This window comes from Pseudarthrobacter sp. MOO13 (assembly GCF_058267655.1).
In genome coordinates this window covers 905,484-926,523 of the sequence record NZ_CM177848.1, presented here as the reverse complement: position 1 = coordinate 926,523, position 21,040 = coordinate 905,484, and the positions used below count along the sequence as shown (strand labels likewise).

Annotated in this window: 22 protein-coding genes; 6 read left to right on the top strand and 16 right to left on the bottom strand. The window is 67.7% G+C overall.

From position 1 onward, the window contains the following. The first annotated feature begins 3 nt into the window (after positions 1 to 3). Positions 4 to 684 (top strand): FadR/GntR family transcriptional regulator, encoded by a 681-nt coding sequence (locus AC4EEO_RS04350; RefSeq protein ID WP_026264320.1) that lies wholly within the window; start codon positions 4 to 6, stop codon positions 682 to 684. Between the two features lie 74 nt (positions 685 to 758). On the opposite strand, the gene AC4EEO_RS04345 is transcribed toward AC4EEO_RS04350, so the two are convergent. Beyond that, entirely contained in the window at positions 759 to 1,298 is a 540-nt protein-coding gene (locus AC4EEO_RS04345) for a hypothetical protein (RefSeq protein ID WP_026264321.1), read from the bottom strand. A 160-nt stretch (positions 1,299 to 1,458) separates the two neighbouring features. Here AC4EEO_RS04345 and AC4EEO_RS04340 point away from each other — a divergent pair, with 160 nt between their 5' ends. The 3 genes from AC4EEO_RS04340 to AC4EEO_RS04330 are packed head-to-tail and all read left to right on the top strand — an operon-like array spanning position 1,459 to position 3,056. Further along, positions 1,459 to 1,749: a hypothetical protein gene (locus AC4EEO_RS04340; RefSeq protein ID WP_026264322.1), complete on the top strand. Its 291-nt coding sequence runs from the start codon at positions 1,459 to 1,461 to the stop codon at positions 1,747 to 1,749. Positions 1,750 to 1,752: 3 nt separating this feature from the next. Next, entirely contained in the window at positions 1,753 to 2,580 is an 828-nt protein-coding gene (locus AC4EEO_RS04335; protein WP_491339984.1) for a DUF1206 domain-containing protein, read from the top strand. A gap of 35 nt (positions 2,581 to 2,615) precedes the next feature. Continuing rightward, positions 2,616 to 3,056 (top strand): SRPBCC family protein, encoded by a 441-nt coding sequence (locus tag AC4EEO_RS04330; RefSeq protein WP_491339983.1) that lies wholly within the window; start codon positions 2,616 to 2,618, stop codon positions 3,054 to 3,056. Positions 3,057 to 3,121: 65 nt separating this feature from the next. Here AC4EEO_RS04330 and AC4EEO_RS04325 read toward each other — a convergent pair whose 3' ends face one another. The 12 genes from AC4EEO_RS04325 to AC4EEO_RS04270 all read right to left on the bottom strand — a co-directional run bounded on the left by AC4EEO_RS04325 (position 3,122) and on the right by AC4EEO_RS04270 (position 16,313). Further along, a complete protein-coding gene (locus AC4EEO_RS04325) occupies positions 3,122 to 4,588 on the bottom strand; it encodes an FAD-dependent oxidoreductase (protein ID WP_018760566.1) in 1,467 nt (488 codons plus the stop codon). Positions 4,589 to 4,685: 97 nt separating this feature from the next. Further along, the gene (gene cobA, locus AC4EEO_RS04320) at positions 4,686 to 5,948 is read right to left on the bottom strand and encodes a uroporphyrinogen-III C-methyltransferase (protein WP_491339982.1); all 1,263 of its coding nucleotides are present in this window, start codon (positions 5,946 to 5,948) and stop codon (positions 4,686 to 4,688) included. A gap of 87 nt (positions 5,949 to 6,035) precedes the next feature. Continuing rightward, positions 6,036 to 6,482 carry an SRPBCC family protein gene (locus tag AC4EEO_RS04315; RefSeq protein ID WP_491339981.1) on the bottom strand — a complete coding sequence of 149 codons (447 nt, stop codon included), beginning with the start codon at positions 6,480 to 6,482 and terminating at the stop codon, positions 6,036 to 6,038. A gap of 105 nt (positions 6,483 to 6,587) precedes the next feature. Then, positions 6,588 to 7,553: an ABC transporter permease gene (locus tag AC4EEO_RS04310; RefSeq protein WP_491339980.1), complete on the bottom strand. Its 966-nt coding sequence runs from the start codon at positions 7,551 to 7,553 to the stop codon at positions 6,588 to 6,590. After that, the gene (locus AC4EEO_RS04305; protein ID WP_109044296.1) at positions 7,543 to 8,268 is read right to left on the bottom strand and encodes an ABC transporter ATP-binding protein; all 726 of its coding nucleotides are present in this window, start codon (positions 8,266 to 8,268) and stop codon (positions 7,543 to 7,545) included. The genes AC4EEO_RS04310 and AC4EEO_RS04305 overlap by 11 nt, the downstream gene beginning before the upstream one ends. Positions 8,269 to 8,294: 26 nt before the next feature. Continuing rightward, entirely contained in the window at positions 8,295 to 9,425 is a 1,131-nt protein-coding gene (locus tag AC4EEO_RS04300; RefSeq protein WP_285319606.1) for an ABC transporter substrate-binding protein, read from the bottom strand. Positions 9,426 to 9,555: 130 nt separating this feature from the next. After that, on the bottom strand, positions 9,556 to 10,356 hold the full coding sequence (locus tag AC4EEO_RS04295) for a hypothetical protein (RefSeq protein WP_491339979.1): 801 nt from the start codon (positions 10,354 to 10,356) through the stop codon (positions 9,556 to 9,558). 212 nt (positions 10,357 to 10,568) lie between these two features. Continuing rightward, positions 10,569 to 11,975: a sulfate adenylyltransferase subunit 1 gene (locus tag AC4EEO_RS04290; protein ID WP_491339978.1), complete on the bottom strand. Its 1,407-nt coding sequence runs from the start codon at positions 11,973 to 11,975 to the stop codon at positions 10,569 to 10,571. Further along, entirely contained in the window at positions 11,975 to 12,919 is a 945-nt protein-coding gene (cysD, locus tag AC4EEO_RS04285; RefSeq protein ID WP_133830387.1) for a sulfate adenylyltransferase subunit CysD, read from the bottom strand. The genes AC4EEO_RS04290 and cysD overlap by 1 nt, the downstream gene beginning before the upstream one ends. Beyond that, a complete protein-coding gene (locus AC4EEO_RS04280; RefSeq protein WP_491339977.1) occupies positions 12,916 to 13,644 on the bottom strand; it encodes a phosphoadenylyl-sulfate reductase in 729 nt (242 codons plus the stop codon). Before AC4EEO_RS04280 ends, cysD begins: the two co-directional genes overlap by 4 nt. Next, a complete protein-coding gene (locus AC4EEO_RS04275) occupies positions 13,644 to 15,389 on the bottom strand; it encodes a nitrite/sulfite reductase (protein ID WP_491339976.1) in 1,746 nt (581 codons plus the stop codon). Before AC4EEO_RS04275 ends, AC4EEO_RS04280 begins: the two co-directional genes overlap by 1 nt. Positions 15,390 to 15,443: 54 nt before the next feature. After that, positions 15,444 to 16,313 (bottom strand): sirohydrochlorin chelatase, encoded by an 870-nt coding sequence (locus AC4EEO_RS04270; RefSeq protein ID WP_491339975.1) that lies wholly within the window; start codon positions 16,311 to 16,313, stop codon positions 15,444 to 15,446. 60 nt (positions 16,314 to 16,373) lie between these two features. On the opposite strand from AC4EEO_RS04270, the gene AC4EEO_RS04265 reads away from it, so the two are divergent. Together AC4EEO_RS04265 and AC4EEO_RS04260 are read left to right on the top strand one after the other, a co-directional pair. Further along, positions 16,374 to 17,027, top strand: a complete 654-nt coding sequence (locus AC4EEO_RS04265; RefSeq protein WP_018760578.1) for a trimeric intracellular cation channel family protein — start codon at positions 16,374 to 16,376, stop codon at positions 17,025 to 17,027. Between the two features lie 50 nt (positions 17,028 to 17,077). Then, a complete protein-coding gene (locus AC4EEO_RS04260) occupies positions 17,078 to 17,509 on the top strand; it encodes a hypothetical protein (protein ID WP_018760579.1) in 432 nt (143 codons plus the stop codon). Between the two features lie 123 nt (positions 17,510 to 17,632). Here the strand turns inward: AC4EEO_RS04260 and AC4EEO_RS04255 are convergent, their stop codons facing one another. The 3 genes from AC4EEO_RS04255 to AC4EEO_RS04245 all read right to left on the bottom strand — a co-directional run bounded on the left by AC4EEO_RS04255 (position 17,633) and on the right by AC4EEO_RS04245 (position 21,037). Further along, the gene (locus AC4EEO_RS04255) at positions 17,633 to 18,175 is read right to left on the bottom strand and encodes an endonuclease domain-containing protein (RefSeq protein ID WP_491339974.1); all 543 of its coding nucleotides are present in this window, start codon (positions 18,173 to 18,175) and stop codon (positions 17,633 to 17,635) included. A gap of 433 nt (positions 18,176 to 18,608) precedes the next feature. Further along, positions 18,609 to 19,709, bottom strand: coding sequence for a polyprenyl synthetase family protein (locus tag AC4EEO_RS04250; RefSeq protein ID WP_018760581.1), 1,101 nt, complete (start codon positions 19,707 to 19,709; stop codon positions 18,609 to 18,611). Continuing rightward, positions 19,706 to 21,037 carry a geranylgeranyl reductase family protein gene (locus AC4EEO_RS04245; RefSeq protein ID WP_491339973.1) on the bottom strand — a complete coding sequence of 444 codons (1,332 nt, stop codon included), beginning with the start codon at positions 21,035 to 21,037 and terminating at the stop codon, positions 19,706 to 19,708. The genes AC4EEO_RS04250 and AC4EEO_RS04245 overlap by 4 nt, the downstream gene beginning before the upstream one ends. Positions 21,038 to 21,040: the final 3 nt, after the last annotated feature.

The window sequence follows — 21,040 nt, the reverse complement described above, 5'->3', positions numbered from 1 at the left end:
ACCTTGTCTTTGAGCCCGTCCGTCCGCCAGCCGCTGGCCGCCGAAGTTACCGCCAAGCTGCGGGAAATGGTCCACTCCGGCGAATGGGCGTTGAATCAGCGCATTCCGCCCGAGCCCGAACTCATGGCGCGGCTGGGGGTTTCCCGCGGGACCCTGCGCGAGGCGGTGAAGGCCCTGGCCCACGGGGGCATGCTGGAGGTCCGCCGCGGTGACGGAACCTACGTGCGGGCCACGAATGAGATGTCCGGTGCCGCGCGGCGGCTCTACCAGGACCATACCGAGCAGCACATCCTCGAGGTCCGGCTGGGGTTGGACACCCAGGCTGCCCGGCTCGCCGCGCGCAATGCCACGGACGACGACGTCACGGCCCTGCGCGCCTTCCTCGCCGCCCGGGACCAGGCCTGGAAGATCGGCGACATCGAGGCCTGGGCCGACGCAGACTGGCAGTTCCACCAGGGAGTGGCCCAGGCCTCCGGCAACCCGCTGCTGCATGAGCTGTACGCCAGCTTCGGGACGGCATTCCACCAGGACCTGCTCACGCAACAGCGTCGGCCCGGCTTCAATGGGCTCCCGCGGGACGGCCACGAAACCCTGCTGGACGCCATAGAACGGCGGCACGAGGACGACGCCGTCGCCACCGTGAACCGGAACCTGAACTCCTGCGCGGAGTGGCTGGCGGAGTAAATCTCCCCGCGCATGGCGGCGGCCCGGCACTGTGGTGCCGGGCCGCCGTCGTCCGTCCTGTGCCTGCCGGTGAATCAGCTCCGGCGCAGGCCTGCGAGGACGTTCGTGGGGCGCTGCATCTCGCCGTGCTTGGCGCCCAGGATGATCACCAGCGCGGCGAATCCGGGGATGGCCCACTGCAGGAGCTTGAGCTGCTGCTGGGCGGACTTCAGCTCGTCCGATGCCGCCGGCTGCGGCTCGGTGGCTCCCTTGGCCCCCTCATCGGCAAGCTTGTCCACTTTCTTGCCCAGGATGCCCGAGTACAGGGTCACCCCGGCGCCCGCAAGGGTCACGACGGTCTTGATGGCGGTGTCGCGTGCCACGCCGTCCTGCTTGGCGATCCGGCCCTTGTTTTCCCAGGCGATGGCGAGGTCTGCCGCCAGGTGCGCGGCGAACGCCGCGGTCTGGACCGGCGCCCACCGCATCCAGCCGGCGCTGGAAAGCCGGGTGCGTTCGGCGGGATCCTTGGCCTGCGCGGCCGCCCCGTTCAGGCCGATGGCGCCCATCAGCGATCCGCCGAACCATGCTGCCGCCGTCAGGTCGTGAACTGAACGCGCTAAGAGATTTCCTGCCATGATGTGCATTCCTAACGTTGTGAACGGGTTCCGGCGTGCTGCCCTCCGCGGGTGTCGCATGCCGTGTCCTAATCAAGGTATGGTCTGCTCATACTAAGCACACTTACTAATATTACGAAAGCCCGGCCCCCGGCCCCGCCGACCGCGTAATATCAACGCCATGGGAAACACAGGGACATTGTTCGGCTGGGCCTTCGGGAACCCCGCCCGGGAAAGTGACAGCGGCTATGTGGATGCGCTGGAGCGCCAGGCATTGGGGAACGCCCGGGAAACGGCCAAGGCCAAGGGCGTCAGCGTCCTCGCCGGTTCCGAAGTGTTCACCGTCCTCAGCGGGCACGATTCACTGGTGGAACTGGACAACGCCCCCGGCCAGCTGGTGGTCCGCTGCACTGTCCATGTCGAGGGCCCCGGAGCCGAGAACATGCGGGCCGAAGGGCCCATGAACGGCTAGGGCATGTCCGACGGCGATTCCACCCTCAGGCAGGCAGCCGACGCGGTCGAAGACGCGTCCAACCACAAGGTCCTCGATGTCCTGGCCCGCGCGGGATTCGCCGTCATGGCGCTGCTGCATGTGATCGTGGGTGCCATCGCGATCGCCATCGGCTTCGGCCACCAAGGGGACGCCGAGCCAACCGGGGCCATCGCCCGGCTGGCGGACAACCCCTTCGGCACCGTCGTCATGTGGGGGTGCGTGGTGGCCTGCCTGGCCTTGGCTCTCTGGCAGGCCAGCGAAGCGACCCTCCGTGCCCGGAGCCTGCCCCGGAAGGAACGGCTGGCCAAACTGGTGTCGTCGGGTTTCCTTGCCATCGCGTACGGCAGCGTGGGCCTCAGCTTTGCCGGATTCGCCGTTGGGCAGCCCAGCGACTCGGGCGACAACACCAGGGATTTCAGTTCCGGCGTGATGGCGCACCCCGCAGGGCCTTGGGTCCTCGTGGCCCTGGGCCTGACCATCCTCGGCATTGGGATCTACTTCATCGTCAAGGGCCTCCGGCGCGGGTTCAAGGAGGAGCTGTTCCACTTTGACGGCACCCGGCGGGGTCGGCTGATCGACAGCCTGGGCGTCACGGGCCATGTAGCCAAGGGCATCGCCCTGGTCCTGACCGGCCTGCTGTTCGTGATCGCCGCAGCCCGGCACCGGCCCGATGAATCCACCGGACTGGACGGCAGCCTCAAGGCCCTCCAGGACCACCCGTTCGGCCCCACCCTGCTGGTGGCCATTGGCGCTGGCTTCATCGCCTACGGGATTTTCGCGATGATCCGGGCCCGGTTCGGCCGCATGTAGCACCGCCTTTTGCCCATGAAGAGAGAAGGAACCCCATGTCCACTGTCTCGCAGCTGTTCACGTGCCCCGCTGCCGACGTCTGGCGGGTCATCGCCTACGGCTGGCTGTATTCCGGCTGGGTGGTGGGCGCCTCCCGGATCAGGGATGTGGATCCCGAATGGCCGGGGCCCGGAGCCCGGCTCCACCACTCCGTAGGAGCGTGGCCGCTGGTGCTCAACGACAGCAGCCGTGTCACCGCGGTGGATCCCGGCCGCTCCCTGGAACTCGTGGCGCGCGGCTGGCCCGTGGGCGAGGCCAAGGTGGACATCAGGCTGGAGGACCGCGGCGGCGAATGCCTGGTGACCATTGCCGAGGACGCCATCCGCGGGCCGGGAAAGCTGCTGCCGAAATTCCTCCGGGATCCTGTCATCTCCGCTCGGAACCGCGAGACCCTTCGCCGGCTCGAGCTCATGGCCATCGGCGGCGCGGGAAAATAGCGCAGCAGGGTTAAATGGCGGGAGCCGCGGAACGGTGGTTCCGCGGCTCCTGCAGCATCAGGATCCTAGACCTGGGCGGACACGCCATCACGGGAAATGGACACCATGTCCTCGCGCGGGACCACCTTGATGCGCTCACGCTTGACCTCGACGCCGTGCGAGCCGCCGGCCTCGGTGGCTGCCGCGCCCAGCGCGAGTTCGTGGGCGTCCAGGGCCAGCCAGCCTTCCCAGGACGTGAACTTCACGCCGCGGGCATCGAGGAGTTCGACGACGGCGTCTTCAGCAGGCGCGGAGGCGACCGGGAGGTTTTCGCGGTCTTCCAGCAGGTAGGTCACGGTTTCCAGGGCGTCGCCCTTGGTGTGCCCGATCAAGCCGACGGGGCCACGCTTGATCCAGCCGGTGGCGTAGATACCCGGCACATGGTTGCCTTCGGCGTCCAGGACGCGGCCGCCGTCGTTCGGGATGACGCCCCGCTTGTGGTCGAACTCGATCTCGGGCAGGGCGGAACCGAAGTAGCCGATGGCGCGGTACACGGCCTGGACCGGGTAGTCCACGTACTCGCCGGTGCCGCGGGCGTTGCCCGTGCCGTCCAGCTCGGTGCGCTCGAACTTGATGCCGGCCACCTTGCCCGGAGCCTCGGCGTCGTCGTAGATCTCCACCGGGCTGTGCAGGAAGTGCAGGTGCAGGCGGCGGGAAGCCGTGAGCTCGGAGAGGTCTTCGGGCTGCTCTGCGATCCAGTTGGTGAGCGTGCCCACCATGGTCTTGGTCTGGTTGTTCGTCTGGATCTGCCGGTCGGATTCCTCGTCGAACTCGAAGTCCTCCGGGTACAGGATGATGTCCACGTCCTTGGAGTGGGACAGCTCGCGGAGCTCCAGCGGGGTGAACTTGACCTGGGCAGGGCCGCGGCGGCCGAAGACATGGACGTCCGTGACCGGCGAGGCCTTCAGGCCGGCGTAGACGTTGTCCGGGATTTCGGAAACCAGCAGGTCGTCGGCGTGCTTGGACAGGACGCGGGCCACGTCCAGCGCCACGTTGCCGTTGCCGATCACGGCGATCTCTTTGGCCTCGAGCGGCCATTCACGGGGGACGTCCGGGTGTCCGTCGTACCAGGAGACGAAGTCGGCGCCGCCGTAGGAGCCGTCCAGCTCGATGCCGGGGATGTTCAGGTCCGCGTCCTTGATGGCGCCGGTGGCGAAGATGACGGCGTCGTAGTGGGTGCGCAGGTCCTCGATGGTGAGGTCCGTGCCGTAGTCCACGTTGCCGAAGAAGCGGATGTCGCCGCGGTCCAGGACCTTGTGCAGGGCGTTGACGATGCCCTTGATGCGGGGGTGGTCCGGGGCCACGCCGTAGCGGATCAGGCCGTAGGGCGCCGGGTAGCGGTCGAAGAGGTCGATGCTGACGGTCAGCTCGCCGCTCTTGACGGCCTCGCTCTTGGTGAGGATGTCAGCGGCGTAGACGCCGGCCGGGCCGGAGCCAACGACGGCGACGCGCAGCGGACGCGCAGCAGTTCCTACGGTGGTGCTGGATGACACGGCTGTGTTCCTTTTCTTCGTTCCGGCCCAACTGGCTCGCATTCGTTGCCGTTTTGACGGCTCAGAACGACAACAACTGCCAGTCAGTTGGGTGGGGCTAGGTGGTGAGGACGGTCTTGCGGGGGCTGTTCGGGGTGGTGGTGCCGTAGTCGGCGGTTTTGAAGTGCGGCGGAGCGAACGGGCTCACGCGCACCACGTCACCGATGACGATCACGGCGGGGTTGGCAACACCGGCGGCGTCGGCCTGGTCCGCGATGGAACCGAGCGTGCCGATGGTGACGCGCTGGTCCGGCAGGTAGCCGTTTTCCACGATACCAACAGGGGTGTCCGCCGGCATGCCCGCTTCGCCCAGCGCGGACGCGGATTCCCGGAGCTGGCCGACGCCCATGAGCAGGACGATGGTGTGGTCCGGGCGGGCGGGAACCTCGGAGAGTTCCTCGTGTCCGGTCACCACGCTGAAGCCCTTGGCCAAGCCGCGGTGCGTCACGGGGATGCCTGCGGCGGCCGGGACGGAGATGGCCGATGTAACGCCGGAAACCACTTCAACCTCCACACCGTGCTGGCGGCAGTATTCGGCTTCCTCGCCGCCGCGGCCCAGCACGTAGGGGTCCCCGCCCTTGAGCCGGACCACGCGGTGGCCCTTCAGCGCTTCTTCGACCAGGATCCGGTTGATCTCCGCCTGCGGCACCGGGTGGTGGCCGGGGGTCTTGCCCACTTCGATGACGCGGACGTCCGGAGCCAGTTCGTTCAGGAGGCCGCGGGGGCCCAGGCGGTCAGCCACGACGACGTCGGCCTGCCCCAGGAGCCGGCGGCCGCGGACCGTGATGAGGCCGGTATCGCCGGGGCCGCCACCAACCAATGCAACGGTTCCCCGGTGTGCGCGGCGGCGGCGCAGCGGGAGGTCGCCGGTTTCGAGGGCGGTCGCGACGGCGTCGCGGACGGCCATGGCGCGGCGCGGGTCTCCCCCGGCGTTCACGGCGATCTTGACGTCATCCACCTCGGCGACGGCGGGCGTCCAGGCGGCGGAGGCTTCGTGGTTGGAGGCATTGACGCACCAAACCCGCTGCGCCTCGGCGTCGGTTGATACCTGGGCATCCACCTCCGGGTCGCCGGTGGCGGTCTGGGCGAACCACACGCCGTCGACGTCGCTGGAAAGGTAGGGCCGCGCTTCCCAGGTGAGCAGGCCGGCGTCGGCCATCTCCTTCAGCGCGGGCGAGGCACCCGGGGCCACGACCGTGACCACTGCACCGGCGTCGAGCAGGCCTTTGGCGCGGCGTGCGGCAACGGGGCCGCCGCCCACCACCAGCACGGGGCGGCCGAGCAGCCGCAGCGCCGTGGGGTATATGTCCTGAATTGCCATGGGTCAACGGTAGGGCCGCGTCACATTCGCCAACAAAGGCCGAGCAACACCAGTTCACGCAAGGTAATGCTGCGTCACAAACGATTCCTAGGGCCGCCCGGCGAGGAACCCGCCCCTGCGGATGATCAGGCGCTTCAGATAGCGGGCCAGGACAAGCCGTTCGACGGCGGTACCCAGGACCCCGAGCGGGGCGGTGAACTCCACCCGGTCCGTCATCACGCTTCCCGTGGCAGTGGGCGCGAAGTCATGGACATGCCGGAAGGCCTTGAAGGGGCCCCTCAACTGTTCGTCGGTGAAGCTGCGCGGGTAATCCAGATGGGTAATGCGGCTGGTCATGGTGAGCGGGACGCCGAAGTGCCGTGCCCGCCAGGTGACCTCCTGGCCGTGCCCGATCAGCCCGCCCGTGACACCGGCCACCGCGCGCTCCCCGGATGCCTGCTGCGAGTCCACGTGCAGGTCGATGCTGCGTGCCCGGTCGAAGAGCTGCTCCGCGGGGAGCGAGGACTCGGTGCGGCAAACGAAGCTGGCTGTCATGGCGCCAGTCTGCCACCTGTTCCCGACCCGAGCGGGCAGGACAGCAGAAAGCCCGACGGCGGGACTCGCCGTCGGGCTCTCTGCAGGGTTGGGTGCCGGCGTGGGCTAGCGGGTACTGCCGGACAGGAGGCCCCGGCTGCGGAGGAGCCGCTTCTCGATGGGGCCGAAGACCAGCAGCTCAATCAGGATGCCCACCGCCAGGATCAGGAGGATGGCAGCCATGACCACGGCCATGTCCGAAAGGGTCCGGCCCTGGTCCAGCAGCGAACCCAGGCCAAAGCCGACGGTGCCGCCCACCGCAATGATTTCAGCGGCCATGAGGGAACGCCAGGAGAAGGCCCAGCCCTGCTTCAGGCCGCCCAGGTACCCCGGCAGCGCGGCCGGAAGGACAATCTGCAGCGCCATCTGGAGCCGGGACGCACCCAGCACCGTGCCCACCCTGCGGTACTGCGGCGGGATCTGGTCCACGCCGGAGATGAGCCCGTTGATGATGGAGGGGATGGCTCCCATGAACACCACGAAGTAGACGGTGGCGTCGGTGAGGCCGAACCAGATGATGGCCGCGGGGACCCAGGCTACCGAGGGCAGGACCTGCAGGCCGGAGATCAGCGGGCCGAAGGCGCGCCGCAGTGGCGCCACCTGGGCCAGGAGCAGCCCCACCGGCGTGGCGATGGCCACCGAGATGAGGAAGCCCACCACGCCCCGCTGCAGTGACGTCCAGACGGACTCCTGCAGCTTGCCGTCGCTCCAGAGGACGCCCAGCTGGCCGAGGACGTCCAGCGGACCCGGCACCAGGTCGCGGCGCTTGACGCCCAGCGAGACGTAAAACTGCCAGACCAGCACCAGGACCACCAGGGCAGCCACGGGCAGGAGGATCCGGCTCCAGTCGATCCGGCGTTTCCGGTCGGCGTCGGACTGCAGGGAATCCAGGCCGGACTCCAGCTCCCGGAGGTCCTCTTTGCCAGTGGAGGTCCTGGTCAGGGCGGCGTGGACGTGACGGGTTTCGGCGGCCGTGGCTTCGACAGGCTCAACCACCGGCTCCTCCTCAACCAGGGGTGGGTTACTTGGCATGGCGGCGAATCTCCTCCCGCAGCCGGGCCGTGATGACCCCGGTCAGCTGGCCGGCGAGCCCGGCGTCGGTTCGGTGTTCCTCGGTGACGGACCATTCCTGGACCACCCGTCCGGGACGGGAGGACAGGAGCAGGACGCGCTGTCCCAGCCGGACGGCCTCGCGGACGTTGTGGGTGACGAACACGATGGTGCGTCCGGTTTCCTTCCAAATCCGTTCCAGCTCATCGTGCAGCAGGTCACGGGTAATGGCGTCCAACGCGGCGAAGGGCTCGTCCATGAGCAGCAGTTGCCGGTCCTGCGCCAGCGAGCGGGCCAGTGATACTCGCTGCCGCATGCCGCCGGAGAGTTCGTGCGGACGCTTGTCCCCGGCAGAGCCGAGGTGCACGAGGTCCAGGAGTTCCTGGGCCTTGGTGCGGCGCTCGGTTTTGCCCACTCCCCTGAGCTTCAGGGCCAGTTCGATATTTTCCCGGGCCGTGAGCCACGGGAAGAGCGCGGCGTCCTGGAACATGAAGGCGGCGCCGTCGCTGGGCACTTCCAGGGCGCCCGACGTCGGCGCTTCCAGTCCCGCGATGATGTTCAGGAGGGTGGACTTGCCGCAGCCGGAGGCACCGAGGAGGGCAACGAACTCGCCCTGCTTGATGTTGGCGTTGACGTCGTCCAGTACCGGGGCGCCGTCGCCGAAGCGTTTGCCCAGGTTTTCCAGTACGACTGGCATGGTGCCGTCCTTAGGTAGTGGGTGGGTCAGTCCTGGCCGAGGCCGGCCGCGGAGATCTTGTCGGCGCCACCGGTGACCTGGTTGAGCGCACGGAGGTCGAAGAGCCCGTTGATGTCGGCCTTCTTGGTGGTTCCCGCATCCACGCCGTCCTGCAGGAGCTTGGGGTAGCTGCCGGCCAGCGGGTCAAGGGTGAAGGTGATGTTTGCCAGCGACCTGGTGAGGACATCGGTGGGCAATGCTGCCCCGGCGGATTCCTGCAGTGCGGCGTTGATGAGGTTCGCCTTCTCGTCAGCAGACGCGGAGTTGAGCCAGGCCACGGATTCGGCGTTGCCTGTCAGCAGCGCCTTGACGGTGTCCGGGTGGTCCGCCGCGAACTTCTGGTTCACGATCAGGATGGTGGTGGGGAACTCGCCCGGCTTGCCCGTCCCGGTGCCGTCCCACAGGTCCTTTTCATCCACCAGCACCTTGGCGCCGGCCTGGAGCACCAGGCGGGAGGCCCAGGGCTCCGGTAGCCACGCGCCGTCGAGCTTTCCGTCCTGGAACAGCTTGAGGGTCTGGGCGTTCTCGGTGGGGTTGATGGCGACGTCGCCACTGCCATCCACGTTGGTCTTGTAGCCCTGCTTCGAAAGCCAGGCGCGGAGCGCGACGTCCTGGGTTCCGCCCAGCTGGGGCGATGCGAGGGTCTTGCCCTTGAGGTCTGCGGCGGAGTTGATCTCCGGCTTGACCACCAGCTGGGCACCGCCCGCCGCCGCCCCGGCAATCACCCGGACGGACTCGCCCTGGCTCTTGGCGAACGAATTGATGGCCGGGTTGGGGCCGATGTAGGCGGCATCGATGGCACCGGCGTTCAGGGCTTCGATGGCGGCCGGTCCGGCGTTGAACGTCTGGGTGCTGAGCTTGGTGCTGCCAAGGGCCTGCTGGAGGAATCCTTTTTTGACGCCCACCAGGGCCGGGGCGTGCGTGACGTTGCCGAAGTAGCCCAGCTTCAGCTCGGCCGCGGGGCTGGGCTCTGCGGCCTGGGCTTCGGTGTTGCGGGAGACGTTCGAGGCCACAATGGCTCCGACGGCGATCAGGAAGACCAGCCCGATAGCCAGGGCAGCTTCGATGGCACGCTTGCGCTTGGGAACCGCGCTTTCGCCTGCCACGATGCGGGTCATCCCGGGCTTGGAACTAGTCATTGTTTCACCATAGGGAGTGGCCCAAACCCGTTCAATGACGCGGAAACGGGGGGTCACGCACGTTCATGTAGCGTCACATTAGGCCGCCCCGGGGCCCGGTTTCACAAATTCAGGCGCTGCGGCGTTGACCAACTGCCACGGCATGTGCGCCACCGCGGTGGCGGGGTCCTGCCACGCTCGCCCGGTGGTGGAGCAGGCGGCGCACGTTGAGCCAGCAAAACAAGGCCAGTCCCAGGTACAGGCAGAACTCCATCACTTCGGAATACTCAGAAATTCCGTAATCGGCCGCCGGCCACACCAAGAGGCGGAAGAGGCGGTACGCCGCGGCAAGCCCAAAGGCCGGCACCAGGCCCAGGGGCGGAATGAGTAAGTGCAAGGGCGCGGCCTGCTTCCAACGTGCCCGGACCGCCGCCCACACCAGAGGGGCGCACGCGCCGTACAGGCTGGCCAGGAGCATGGCTGCCGGGACCAGTTCCTGCACGCCTCGGATGTTGTGCAGCGTGGTTTCACCCTGCCGGTTGATCTGCTCCATGGATTCGGGCGTCTGCCAGCCAAAGATGCGCTGTCCCCAGGAAATTTCCTCGCCCGCGAGGAACCATGCCGCGGCGCCGACCAGTCCGTAAACAACAGCCATGCCCCTCTGTCCGGACGCCGGGAGCCGGGCGGCGATGAACGTCAGGAAGATCGCCGCCGCCAGGAGGCTGAGGAACTGCAGCCACTCCACCAGCGAGTCCTCGGCGAGGAGCCAGATGTACAGCGGGGGGTATACGACCGTGGCCGCAGCCGCCACCGAAATGCCTGCGGGGATCAGGGCGAGCGTCACTGCCTGCCGCCGGGTGATCCGCCACTCCCGGGCATCACGGGCACATGCCAGTACCGCTGTGGTCCGCCACCGGTGGATGGTTGGCATCGCGCCTCCCGAACGAATGGCCCGGGCTTGGATCCACGGGCATCGAGCAACAATGCCTGAGCTTCCCATGCCACACTTCGTCCCGAAAGATCCGGCGGGCACATTTTGCGGTTAACGTGCGGATTGCCGCATGAACGCGAAAACGCCGGAAACCTGCGGGCTCGCTGTTCAGGAACGGCGAGCCCGCAGTTTTCCGGCGAATCGAAGGAGGGCTAGATGCTGTAGCGCTCGTCTTCGTGGTCGCCCGGGTGGTCCTTGACCAGGCCGGCGGCCAGCGTGTTGCCGTCCAGCGGGTCGATGACCAGGAACGCTCCGGTGCGGCGGTGGTGCAGGTAGTTCTCCAGCGGCAACGGGGCGGCGAGCCGGAGCTGCGCGTGGCCGATGTCGTTGAGCTCCAGGTTCGAGGCGGCCTCCAGCTTGAAGGTGGCCAAGTCCAGTTTGCCGGAGACGTTGCGGACCATCGCCTGCACCGTACGGGTGCCATGCTTGACCAGCACCTTCTGGCCTTCGCGCAGCGGCTTCGGGGACAGCCAGCAGAGGGCGGCGTACAAATCGGCGGAGGCTTCGCGGACGGTTCCTGCGGCGGCGATGGTGTCACCGCGGGCGACGTCGAACTCGTCCACCAGCCGGATGGCCACAGACTGCGGGGCGGCGGCTTCCTGCAGCGAAGCGCCGGCGAAGTCGATGCCCGCCACGGTGGTGGTGCGCGGAGACTGGCCCGGCGTCAGTACGGAAACCTTGTCTCCCACCTTGACCGAGCCTTCGGTGATCTGGCCGGCGTAGGCGCGGTAGTCGCGGTAGGCCTCCGCGTCCAGGCCGGCGGCGACGGCATCCGGAGCCAGGGCGCCCTGCGGCCGGATCACCAGCTGCACGGGGAAGCGGAAGCTTTCCAGGTGGCTCTCGAGCTCATCAGCGGCGGGGAGGGTTTCGAGGACCTCGAGCAGGGCGGGGCCTGTGTACCAGGGGGTGCGCTCGGAGCGGTCCACCACGTTGTCACCGTCGAGCGCGGAGACCGGTATAACCAACAGGTCGCTGATGCCTTCCGAGCCGAGGCCCAGTTCGCGGCCCACCTGCTGCACATCGGCTTCGATCCCGCGGAAGACGGATTCGCTGAAGTCCACTAGGTCGATCTTGTTCACGGCCACGATCACGTGCGCCACGCGCAGCAGCTGCAGCACGGACAGGTGCCGGCGGGTCTGCTCCAGCACGCCCTTGCGGGCGTCGATGAGGACGACGACGGCATCCGCGGTGGACGCGCCGGTCACCGTGTTCTTGGTGTACTGCACGTGCCCGGGGCAGTCGGCCAGGATGAAGCTGCGCTGGTCGGTGGCGAAGTAGCGGTAGGCCACGTCGATAGTGATGCCCTGTTCGCGCTCGGCACGCAGGCCGTCGGTCAGCAGGGCCAGGTCGATGCCGCCCTTGTCGCCGCCGAAACCGCGGTCCGCTGAGGTACGGGCGACGGCGTCGAGCTGGTCAGCCAGGATGGCCTTGGAATCGTGCAGGAGGCGGCCCACCAAGGTGGACTTGCCGTCGTCGACCGATCCTGCCGTGGCGAACCGGAAGAGGGTGGTGGGCAGGGCCGTTTCCAGGTCTGCCGGGAGAACTGCTTCGGTGGTCATTAGAAGTACCCGTCCTTCTTGCGGTCTTCCATGGCGGCCTCGGAGATGCGGTCATCTGCACGGGTGGCGCCACGTTCGGTCAGGGTGGAGGCGGCGACTTCAACCACGACATCGGACACGGTGTAGGCGTTGGATTCCACAGCGCCGGTGCAGGACATGTCCCCCACTGTGCGGTAGCGGACGGTCTTGGTAATGACGTCCTCGCCGTCGCGGGGCTGGGAGACCTCGCCGACGGCGCGCCACATGCCGTCGCGGGCGAAGACCTCACGTTCATGGGCGTAGTAGAGGCCCGGCAGTTCGATGTTCTCGCGCTCGATGTACCGCCAGATGTCCAGCTCGGTCCAGTTGCTGATGGGGAAGGCCCGGACGTGCTGGCCCACGGTGTGGCGGCCGTTGTAGAGGTTCCACAGCTCGGGGCGCTGGTTGCGCGGGTCCCACTGGCCGAACTCGTCGCGGAGGCTCAGGATCCGCTCCTTGGCGCGGGCCTTGTCCTCGTCGCGGCGGCCGCCACCGAAGACGGCGTCGAACTTGTTCTGCTGGATCGCGTCCAGCAGCGGGACGGTCTGCAGCGGGTTGCGGGTGCCGTCGGCGCGCTCGGCCAGCTCGCCGCGGTCGATGAACTCCTGGACGGAGCCGACCACGAGTTTCAGGCCGAGCCGCTCCACGGTGCGGTCGCGGAAGTCGATGACCTCGGGGAAGTTGTGGCCGGTGTCCACGTGCAGCACGGGGAACGGCACCTTGCCGGGCCAGAACGCCTTGGTGGCCAGGTGCAGCATCACCACGGAGTCCTTGCCGCCGGAGAACAGCAGCGCAGGCTTCTCGAACTCGGCAACAACCTCGCGGATGATGTGGATGGCTTCGGACTCCAGGGTGTCCAGGCTGGACAGGCGCGTGGATACGGCGGCGTCAGTCACCTGGGTCTCCTCGGTAAGTGAAGTGCTCATACGTGTAGTCCGCATTCTGTCTTGTCGGTTCCTGCCCAGCGGCCGGCGCGGGGGTCCTCGCCGGGTGCCACCTTGCGGGTGCAGGGCTGGCAGCCGATGGAGGGGTAGCCCTGGGAAAGCAGCGGGTTGACGGGCAGGAGGTTGTCGTCGGAGTACTGCACCAGCTGGTCGAACGTCCAGGCGGCCATCGGGTTGACCTTGACCAGGCCGTTCTTCTCGTCCCAGCCGATCAGGGGCGTGTTGGTGCGGGTGGGGGCTTCGTCGCGGCGGACCCCGGTGAACCACAGCTCGTAGCCGGCCAGGGTGCGCTGCAGCGGAGCCACCTTGCGGAGGGCGCAGCACTGGGCGGCGTCGCGGGCGAAGAGGTCCTTGCCCAGGAGCCGGTCCTGCTGCTCCACGGTGTTTTCGGGGAGCACGTCCACCACGTTGACGCGGAGGTTTGCGGCCACCTCGTCACGCGTGGCATAGGTTTCCGGGAAGTGGTAGCCGGTCTCCAGGAACAGGACGTCGACGCCGGGCATCTGGTCCGCGACCAAGGCCGGCAGGACGGCGTCGGCCATGGAGCAGGCGACGGCGACGGCGGGCAGGTCGAAGTTGCGTTCCGCCCAGGCGATGACGTCGCGGGCGGGGGCGTCCCAGCCGAGTTCCGCGGCGCCGGCTTCAGCCAGTGCCTTGAGCTCCTCGACCGGACGCTTGGCGGGTGCGGGTGCCAGGTGTTTTGCCATTACTGCAGTGCCTCCTCGTCTGCTGCGTGGGCCCATTCGGCGAAGGTCTGGCCTTCGGTGCGGTCGGCAACGAACCGGCGCACCACGCGCTCCACGTAATCGGGCAGGTCGTCGACGTACACTTTCAGGCCGCGGACGGTCCGGCCCAGGCCGGCTTCCTCGCGGGTGTTGTTAGCCAGGCCGCCGCCAAGGTGGACCTGGAAACCCGGGGAGGGCTCGCCGTCGGGCGTTGGCAGCATCATGCCCTTGAGGCCGATGTCCGCCGTCTGGATCCGGGCGCAGGAGTTGGGGCAGCCGTTGATGTGCAGGGACAGTGCCTGCGGCAGCTGGCCGGATTCGGCGAGGTCGGCCAGGCGGCGTTCCAGTTCGGCCACGGCGGTGGCGGCCGTCATCTTGGTTTCAACGATGGCCAGCTTGCAGTATTCGATGCCGGTGCAGGCGATGGTGCCGCGGCGGAACACCGACGGCCGTGCAGAGAGGCCCAGGGCGTCCAGTTCGGCTACTAGCGGCTCCACCTGGTCCTTGTCGACGTCCAGGACCACGAGCTTCTGGTGCGGGGTGGTGCGCAGCCGGTAGGAGCCGCGTGCCTCCAGGGTGTCGGCGAGCTTGACCAACGCGGAGCCGGAGAGCCGGCCGGCCAGCGGCGTGGCGCCGATGAAGAATTTGCCGTCCTTCTGCTCGTGCACGCCCACGTGGTCGCCCGGGGTGGCGGGCTTGGGGGCGGCGGGACCGTCCGCCAGCTTGTAGCCGAGGTATTCGTCCTCGAGGATCTGGCGGAACTTCTCCGGCCCCCAGTCGGCCATCAGGAACTTCAGGCGGGCCTTGGTGCGCATGCGGCGGTACCCGTAGTCGCGGAAGATGCTGGTGACGCCGAGCCACACGTCGGCGGCCTGCTCCGGCTTCACGAAGGCGCCCAGGCGCTTGCCCAGCATGGGGTTGGTGGACAAGGCGCCGCCGGCCCACAGGTCGTAGCCGATGCCGAGTTCGGGGTGCTCGACGCCCACGAGCGCGAAGTCGTTGATCTCGTGCACCACGTCCTGGCTGGGGTGGCCGGTAATGGCGGTCTTGTACTTGCGCGGCAGGTTGGACAGCAGCGGGTTGCCGATGAACCGCTCTCCCAGCTCGGCGATGAGCGGGGTGGGGTCGATGATCTCGTCCTTGGCGATGCCGGCCACGGGCGAGCCCAGGATGACGCGGGGAACGTCACCGCAGGCTTCGGTGGTGGACAGGCCCGCGGATTCCAGGCGGTTCCAGATCTCGGGGATGTCCTCCACCCGGATCCAGTGCAGCTGGATGTTTTGGCGGTCCGTCAGGTCGGCGGAGTCGCGGGCGAAGTCCACCGAGATCCGGCCGATCACGCGCAGCTGCTCGGTGGTGAGCGCGCCGCCGTCGATCCGCACGCGGAGCATGAAGTACTTGTCCTCAAGCTCGTGCGGCTCGAGCGTGGCGGTCTTGCCGCCGTCGATCCCGGGCTTGCGCTGGGTGTACAGGCCCCACCAGCGGAACCGGCCGTGCAGGTCCTGGCTCGGGATGGCGTCGAAGCCTTCCTTGGCGTAGATGGTCTCGATACGCTCGCGGACGTTCAGGCCGTCGTCTTCCTGCTTCCAGGTTTCGTTGGCATTCAGCGGCGTCTTGCCGTCCACCTTCCACTGGCCGTGCGGCTTCGCGGCGGGTCGGGACGGGCGTGCGGGGCGCTTGGGGGCAGCGGAGTCCGCAGACGCTCCGGCTAGAGCTGTATCAGTCATGCAACGACTGTAGGGTGCCCCCGATTTACGTCACAAAGGTCCGGAAATGCTGAGTCACCTAGGGAAATATTTCGTCACGAAACGCCGAACGGCCTTGAAGATGCCACCCTGCTGTGCATCGGCGGGCGCCCCGGGCACTCCCGCCGTCGGCGCTGCGGGCGCGGCTTCCGGGGCAGGTTCGGAGCGGGTTGCGTGCATCGCCGCGACGGCGGCGTCGTACCTGTCCAGCGCGATGTCCGCGAGCGTCGCGGATGGCAGCAGGGGTTCGGTGACGACGTCGGCACCCGCCTTCGCGAGCTGGTCGTGGAAGAAGCCCGGCGCCAGCAGGTAGGAGGCAATCACCACCCGGCCGCCGACGTCGACCGCTCCTGCGGACTCCCCCGCGCCCGCACCTCCTGCCAGCTCCTCCCGAAGCATGGCGACGGCGTCGGGCACCGAAGGCTTGGCCGAGGCGCCGTACGCGGCCACGATCCGGTTGGACCGGAGCTCCCGGAGCTGGCCCAGCAGCTCCTCGACGCTGACGGCGGCGTTGGGATTGGACGAGCCCGCCGCGGCGAGGACGACGACGTCGTTGTCCGTGGTGCCCGCCTCACGCAGCCGCTGGTCCAGCAGGGCGGCAAGCCGGGGGTCCGGGCCTAGCGGAGCGGCGGCGGCGCTGCCGGGGCGGCTCTTCACGGCCCGCGCAATGTCCACCTTCACGTGGTACCCGACACTCAGCAGCAGCGGGACCACCACCGCGGACTCCCCCTCCGGCAGGCCGGCCACCACGTCCACCAGGTCCGGCTGCTGGACGTCAACATATGCTTCCCTGACCTCCAGGCCCGGCCGGAGTTCAGCGATGGCGGCGCGCAGCGCGTTGACCTCCGCGGCTCCCTGTGTGTTGGACGTCCCATGGGCGCAGGCGATCATGATGGGGCTGTTCATAGGGGCTAGCGTAACGTTGGAGCCGCCCTGTCCGCCCTCTTTGAAATACCGGGACGCCCCATGACATTCGCCTTTGACAACTCCCCGGTATGGCTGGACCTTCTGGGCGTGTTTTTCTTTGCCGTATCGGGGTCATTGCTTGCGGCACGGAAGCAGATCGACATTGTCGGCTCCCTGCTGCTGGCTTCGCTGGTGGGCCTTGGCGGCGGTGTCATCCGGGACATCATCATCGCCGTGGTCCCGGCAGCATTCACCAACCCCGCCTACCTGTTCCCGCCGGTCTTCGCCACGGCGCTCGTGTATTTCCTGTTCTCCAGCGTCCAGCGCTACACGTCGCTGCTGGTCCTCTTTGACGCCGCCGGCCTGGCCCTGTTCTGCATGACCGGCACCCTCAAGGCCCTGGCCACCGGGCTGAACCCGGTGGCGTCCGTGCTGCTGGGCGTGACGACGGCGGTAGGCGGCGGCCTGTTGCGCGACATCACCGCCAACGAGGTGCCGGAACTCTTCAACCCCAAGGACATTTACGCGCTGCCGGCGTTCCTGGGTTCGTCCCTGACCGCCGTGTTGTGGGTGCTGGGCGTCTTCAACGTGCTGACGGCGGCGGCCATCGCGGCATTGGTTTTCACGTTCCGGGTCCTGGCCTGGCGGCGGTCGTGGCAGGCGCCGCTTGCTGTCCGCGGGTGGCACCGGCGGGCTGGCGATACGGGGCTGTAGTGGCTGCTCCGTGTCATTTTGGAGGGTCCGGCATTGGCTAGGATATGAGCATGACTGACATGTTCCTCGAGAAGTTCCGCGCGCTTGTTCCGAAGTATCTCGAGGATGAATGGCAGGAAGCAGATGGCCTGACCCCGGAGGAACTGGACAGCGCCCTCGCCGAGCACCAGTTCGAGATCCCGCTGGTCCTGCGCGAGTTCTACCTTGCCCTGGGCGGCTGCGAAGACCTGATGGAGGCCTACCACTACTTCTGGGACCCGGAAGAGCTCGAGGTCGATGACGAGGGCTTCCTGATGTTCCTCGAAGACGAAGAGGAACAGTTCACCTGGGGCTTCCGCGTGGGCGACCTCGGCGTCCCGGACCCCATTGTCTACCGCCGCAACAACGCCCGCGGCCAGTGGAAGTCCGAGGAAGGCACCTTCTCCGAGTTCGTGTTCGACATGTTCGAGTGGGCTTTCGAGGACGACGAAGAGGAAGAGTAGGGGCTCCCCGCTCCCCTGCTGGGCCGGCCTTCGCTGAATATCCCCGCCTTTGAGGGGTGCCGACGGCGTGTTCCCCGGTTTTGCCCGCGAGTCCCCGGCTTTGCGGTTGAAAGTTGGTGAATTTCAGCGGATGACCCTGCCCCTGAGCACCTGCCAGACCTCGGCAAGCACCTTCTGCGGGTTGTGGACGACGTCCGCGTACCCGTATCGCAACACCGCATAGCCGCTGAGGGTGCTGGCATTGTTCCGTGAGCGGTCTTTCTTCACCTGTCGCGGCTCCAGGTGGCTGGCGCCGTCGATCTCGACGATCAGGAACCCCTCCAGCAGGAAGTCGACGTAGCCGATTCCGGGCAACCCGACCTGGGTTTGGGTATGGATTCCCGCCGCACGAAAGAGGATGCGGGCCACCACTTCAAGTGGCGAATCCGCGCTGCCGTCGACAAGGTCCAGGACTTGGCGCGCGGTTCCATTCCGGTTTCCCGGCAGCCGTTGATGCAGGTACGGCAAGGTCGTCACGCCTTGCCGCACCGCGGCCACAAAGTCCTGAGGGGCTTCCCGGAGGGCCAGCACCCCGTGCCTCAGGCGGCAGAGTTCACCGGATGCCGCCGCGTTGCGGATGTCCCGGTCGGAAAACCCGGCCTTGAGGATTGTTGCCGTGCGGGCCACAGAACCGGCATTGCGAAGGAAGTGACAAACATCCATGAGGTCAGCACAGCGGACGGCTGCCCCCGCCGGGGAGCCTGATTCGCGCTATGTGGGTAACCCGCGGCGCTGAAACTCCTCACGTTCCGGCTGCCGTCCCGGCGCGCCACTGCAACATGCCCGGGTTGGTCACCCGCCGGCGCTGAAAGGCGGGCAGACTCAGCGGAAAAACTTTTTGACACAGGCAGTTACAGAAGACTTGCGCATTGTGACAAAGCTGTCATAAGCTATTCACGGATCCGCTAAACGCCTCCGGCGGGTCTGATGCGAACGGAGAGATAGCCCCGGTTCACAGCAGCTTCGGTTGTTGAGGACCGGGGCTATCCCGTTAACGCCACATAAAAAAGAAGCCCGGCACCTGCTGGCTGGACCAGAGGCGCCGGGCTCCCGCAGAAGGTCAGCTGGCGCGGTCCACCACGGCGAGCGCAAAGTTGGACAGCGACTCCTTGACCACCCCGTCCGGCAGCGGCGCGAGGGCGGCGATGGCTTCGTCGGCCCAGCGGCGTGCCACTACCCAGGACTCGGCCGTGACGGGGTGCTCCCGCAACCCGGCGACGGCGGCGGCCAGGGCTTCGTCCGAGGTCAGGTCGCCGTCTATCAGCGTCAGGAGCTCGACGGCGGACTGGTCGCCGTCGGCGGCAGCCTTGCGCAGGAGCAGCACCGGCAGGGTGGGGACCCCTTCGCGGAGGTCCGTTCCGGGTGACTTGCCGGACTTGACCTTGACACCGGTGACGTCGATGACGTCGTCGGCCAGCTGGAAGGCAACGCCCACCTTCTCGCCGTATTCCACCAGGATGTCCTCGAATGCCTCGTCGGCGCCGGAGAAGATGGCACCGAACTGGCCCGAGGCCGCCACCAGGGAACCCGTCTTGTCCGCGATCACGGACAGGTAGTGCTCCACCGGGTCCTCGTCCGGACGCGGGCCCACGGTCTCGTGCAACTGGCCCAGGCACAGGCGCTCAAACGTGCGGGCCTGGATTCCCAGCGCGCGGCCGCCCAGTTCGGACACCAGGATGGATGCCCGGGCGAAGATCAGGTCGCCGGTGAGGACGGCCACGGAGTTGCCCCAGACTTCGTGGGCTGTGGGAGCGCCGCGGCGGAACGGGGCGGAGTCCATGACGTCGTCGTGGTAGAGGGTGGCCAGGTGCGTCAGTTCAACCACGACGGCGGCCTGCACCACGGCGGGCAGGGATGCGTCGCCGAGGTGGGCGCACAGCAGGGTCAGCAGCGGTCGGATGCGCTTGCCCCCGGCTTCCACCAGGTGGCGGGACGTGGCATCGGCCAGGGGGTCCGAGTTGGCGATCGCCTCCCGGAGCTTCTTCTCCACCTTGGCCAGGTTGTTGGTGATGGCCGGGCCAAGCTCGGCATCCTCCGCAATGGCGGCAAAACCGGCCGGCAGCTGGAGTCCCGTGGCAATAGCGGTGGTATTGAGGCTGGGTTCGGAGTCCGGCAGGCCGTGCCCGGCGTGCGTCCAGCTGTGGTCTGCGGATTTGGTCACGGGTTAACCCTAACTTTTTGTTGCGGATACCGCTGATTCGAAGCTGACGGGGTATTGGACGTGGCCGGAACCAGCGATTCCAGGACGCGGATCACCCGGTCCTCGAAGCCCTTGGCTGACGGGTCCGTGAGGTTGGCCAGGAGCCGGACCACGAACCGCATCAGGACGGGGATGGGCATGCCGGTCCGCAGGGCGAGCTTCATCACGGCCGGCTTCCCGATCAATGCGGCGAAGGCCCGGCCGAGGGTGAAGTGCGAACCCCACTGGCCGCGCACGTAGTCCGCGTACCGCGACAGGTGTGCGTCGGCGTCGTACGTTCCGCTCAAGGCAGCCGAACGCGAGGAGGCGTCGATGATGAACTCGGCCGCAAATCGTGCCGACTCCATCGCGTAGGAGATACCCTCACCGTTGAACGGGGACACCATGCCGCCGGCGTCGCCCAGCAGGAGCAGGCCCGGAGAGTAGTGGGGTGTGCGGTTGAAGCCCATGGGCAGCGCGGCGCCGCGGATCTCCCCCACCTGGTTTTCCGGTGTGAAGCCCCAGTCGGCGGGCATCCCGGCGGTCCATTCGCGCAGGACCTGCTTGTAGTCCAGTTTGCCGAATTCCTTGGAGGAGTTCAGGATGCCCAGGCCCACGTTGGAGGTGCCGTCGCCCACGCCGAACACCCAGCCGTAGCCGGGCAGCAGCTTGCCGTCGCGGCCGGGGAGCTCCAGCCAGCCTTCCATCCAGTCGTCGTCGGTGCGCGGCGACGTGAAATAGGTGCGGACGGCCACGCCCAAGGGCCGGTCGTCGCGTTTTTGGATTCCGAGGGACACGGCCGTGCGGGTGGAGTTGCCGTCGGCTGCGAGGACGACGTCGGCAGCAAAGTCACGCGTGTCGCCGGTCTTGCGTCCGTTCCCGTCAAGGAGCGCTGCGCGGACCCCGGTGACGCGGCCGGCGTCGTTCCGGAGGGCATCGGTGACGCTGTGCCGCTCAAGGATGGTGGCACCGGCAGCCTCAGCGTGCCGCGCCAGTTCCTCGTCAAAGCCTAGGCGGGTGCGGATCAGGCCGTACTGCGGGAAGTCGGACACCTCAGGCCAGGGCAGCTCGATGGTGCGGCCACCGGCGATCAGGCGCAGGCCCTTGTTCCTCCGCCAGCCGTCATTCTCGGGGTGCGGCAGGCCGAGCTTCTGGATTTCGCGGACGGCGCGGGGCGTGAGGCCGTCCCCGCAAACCTTCTCGCGCGGGAACTGCGTCTTTTCCAGGACCGTGACCTCAAGGCCGGCCTTGGCGAGGTAGTACGCGGCGGTGGACCCGGCCGGACCTGCGCCGACAATCAGTACCTTCACAGG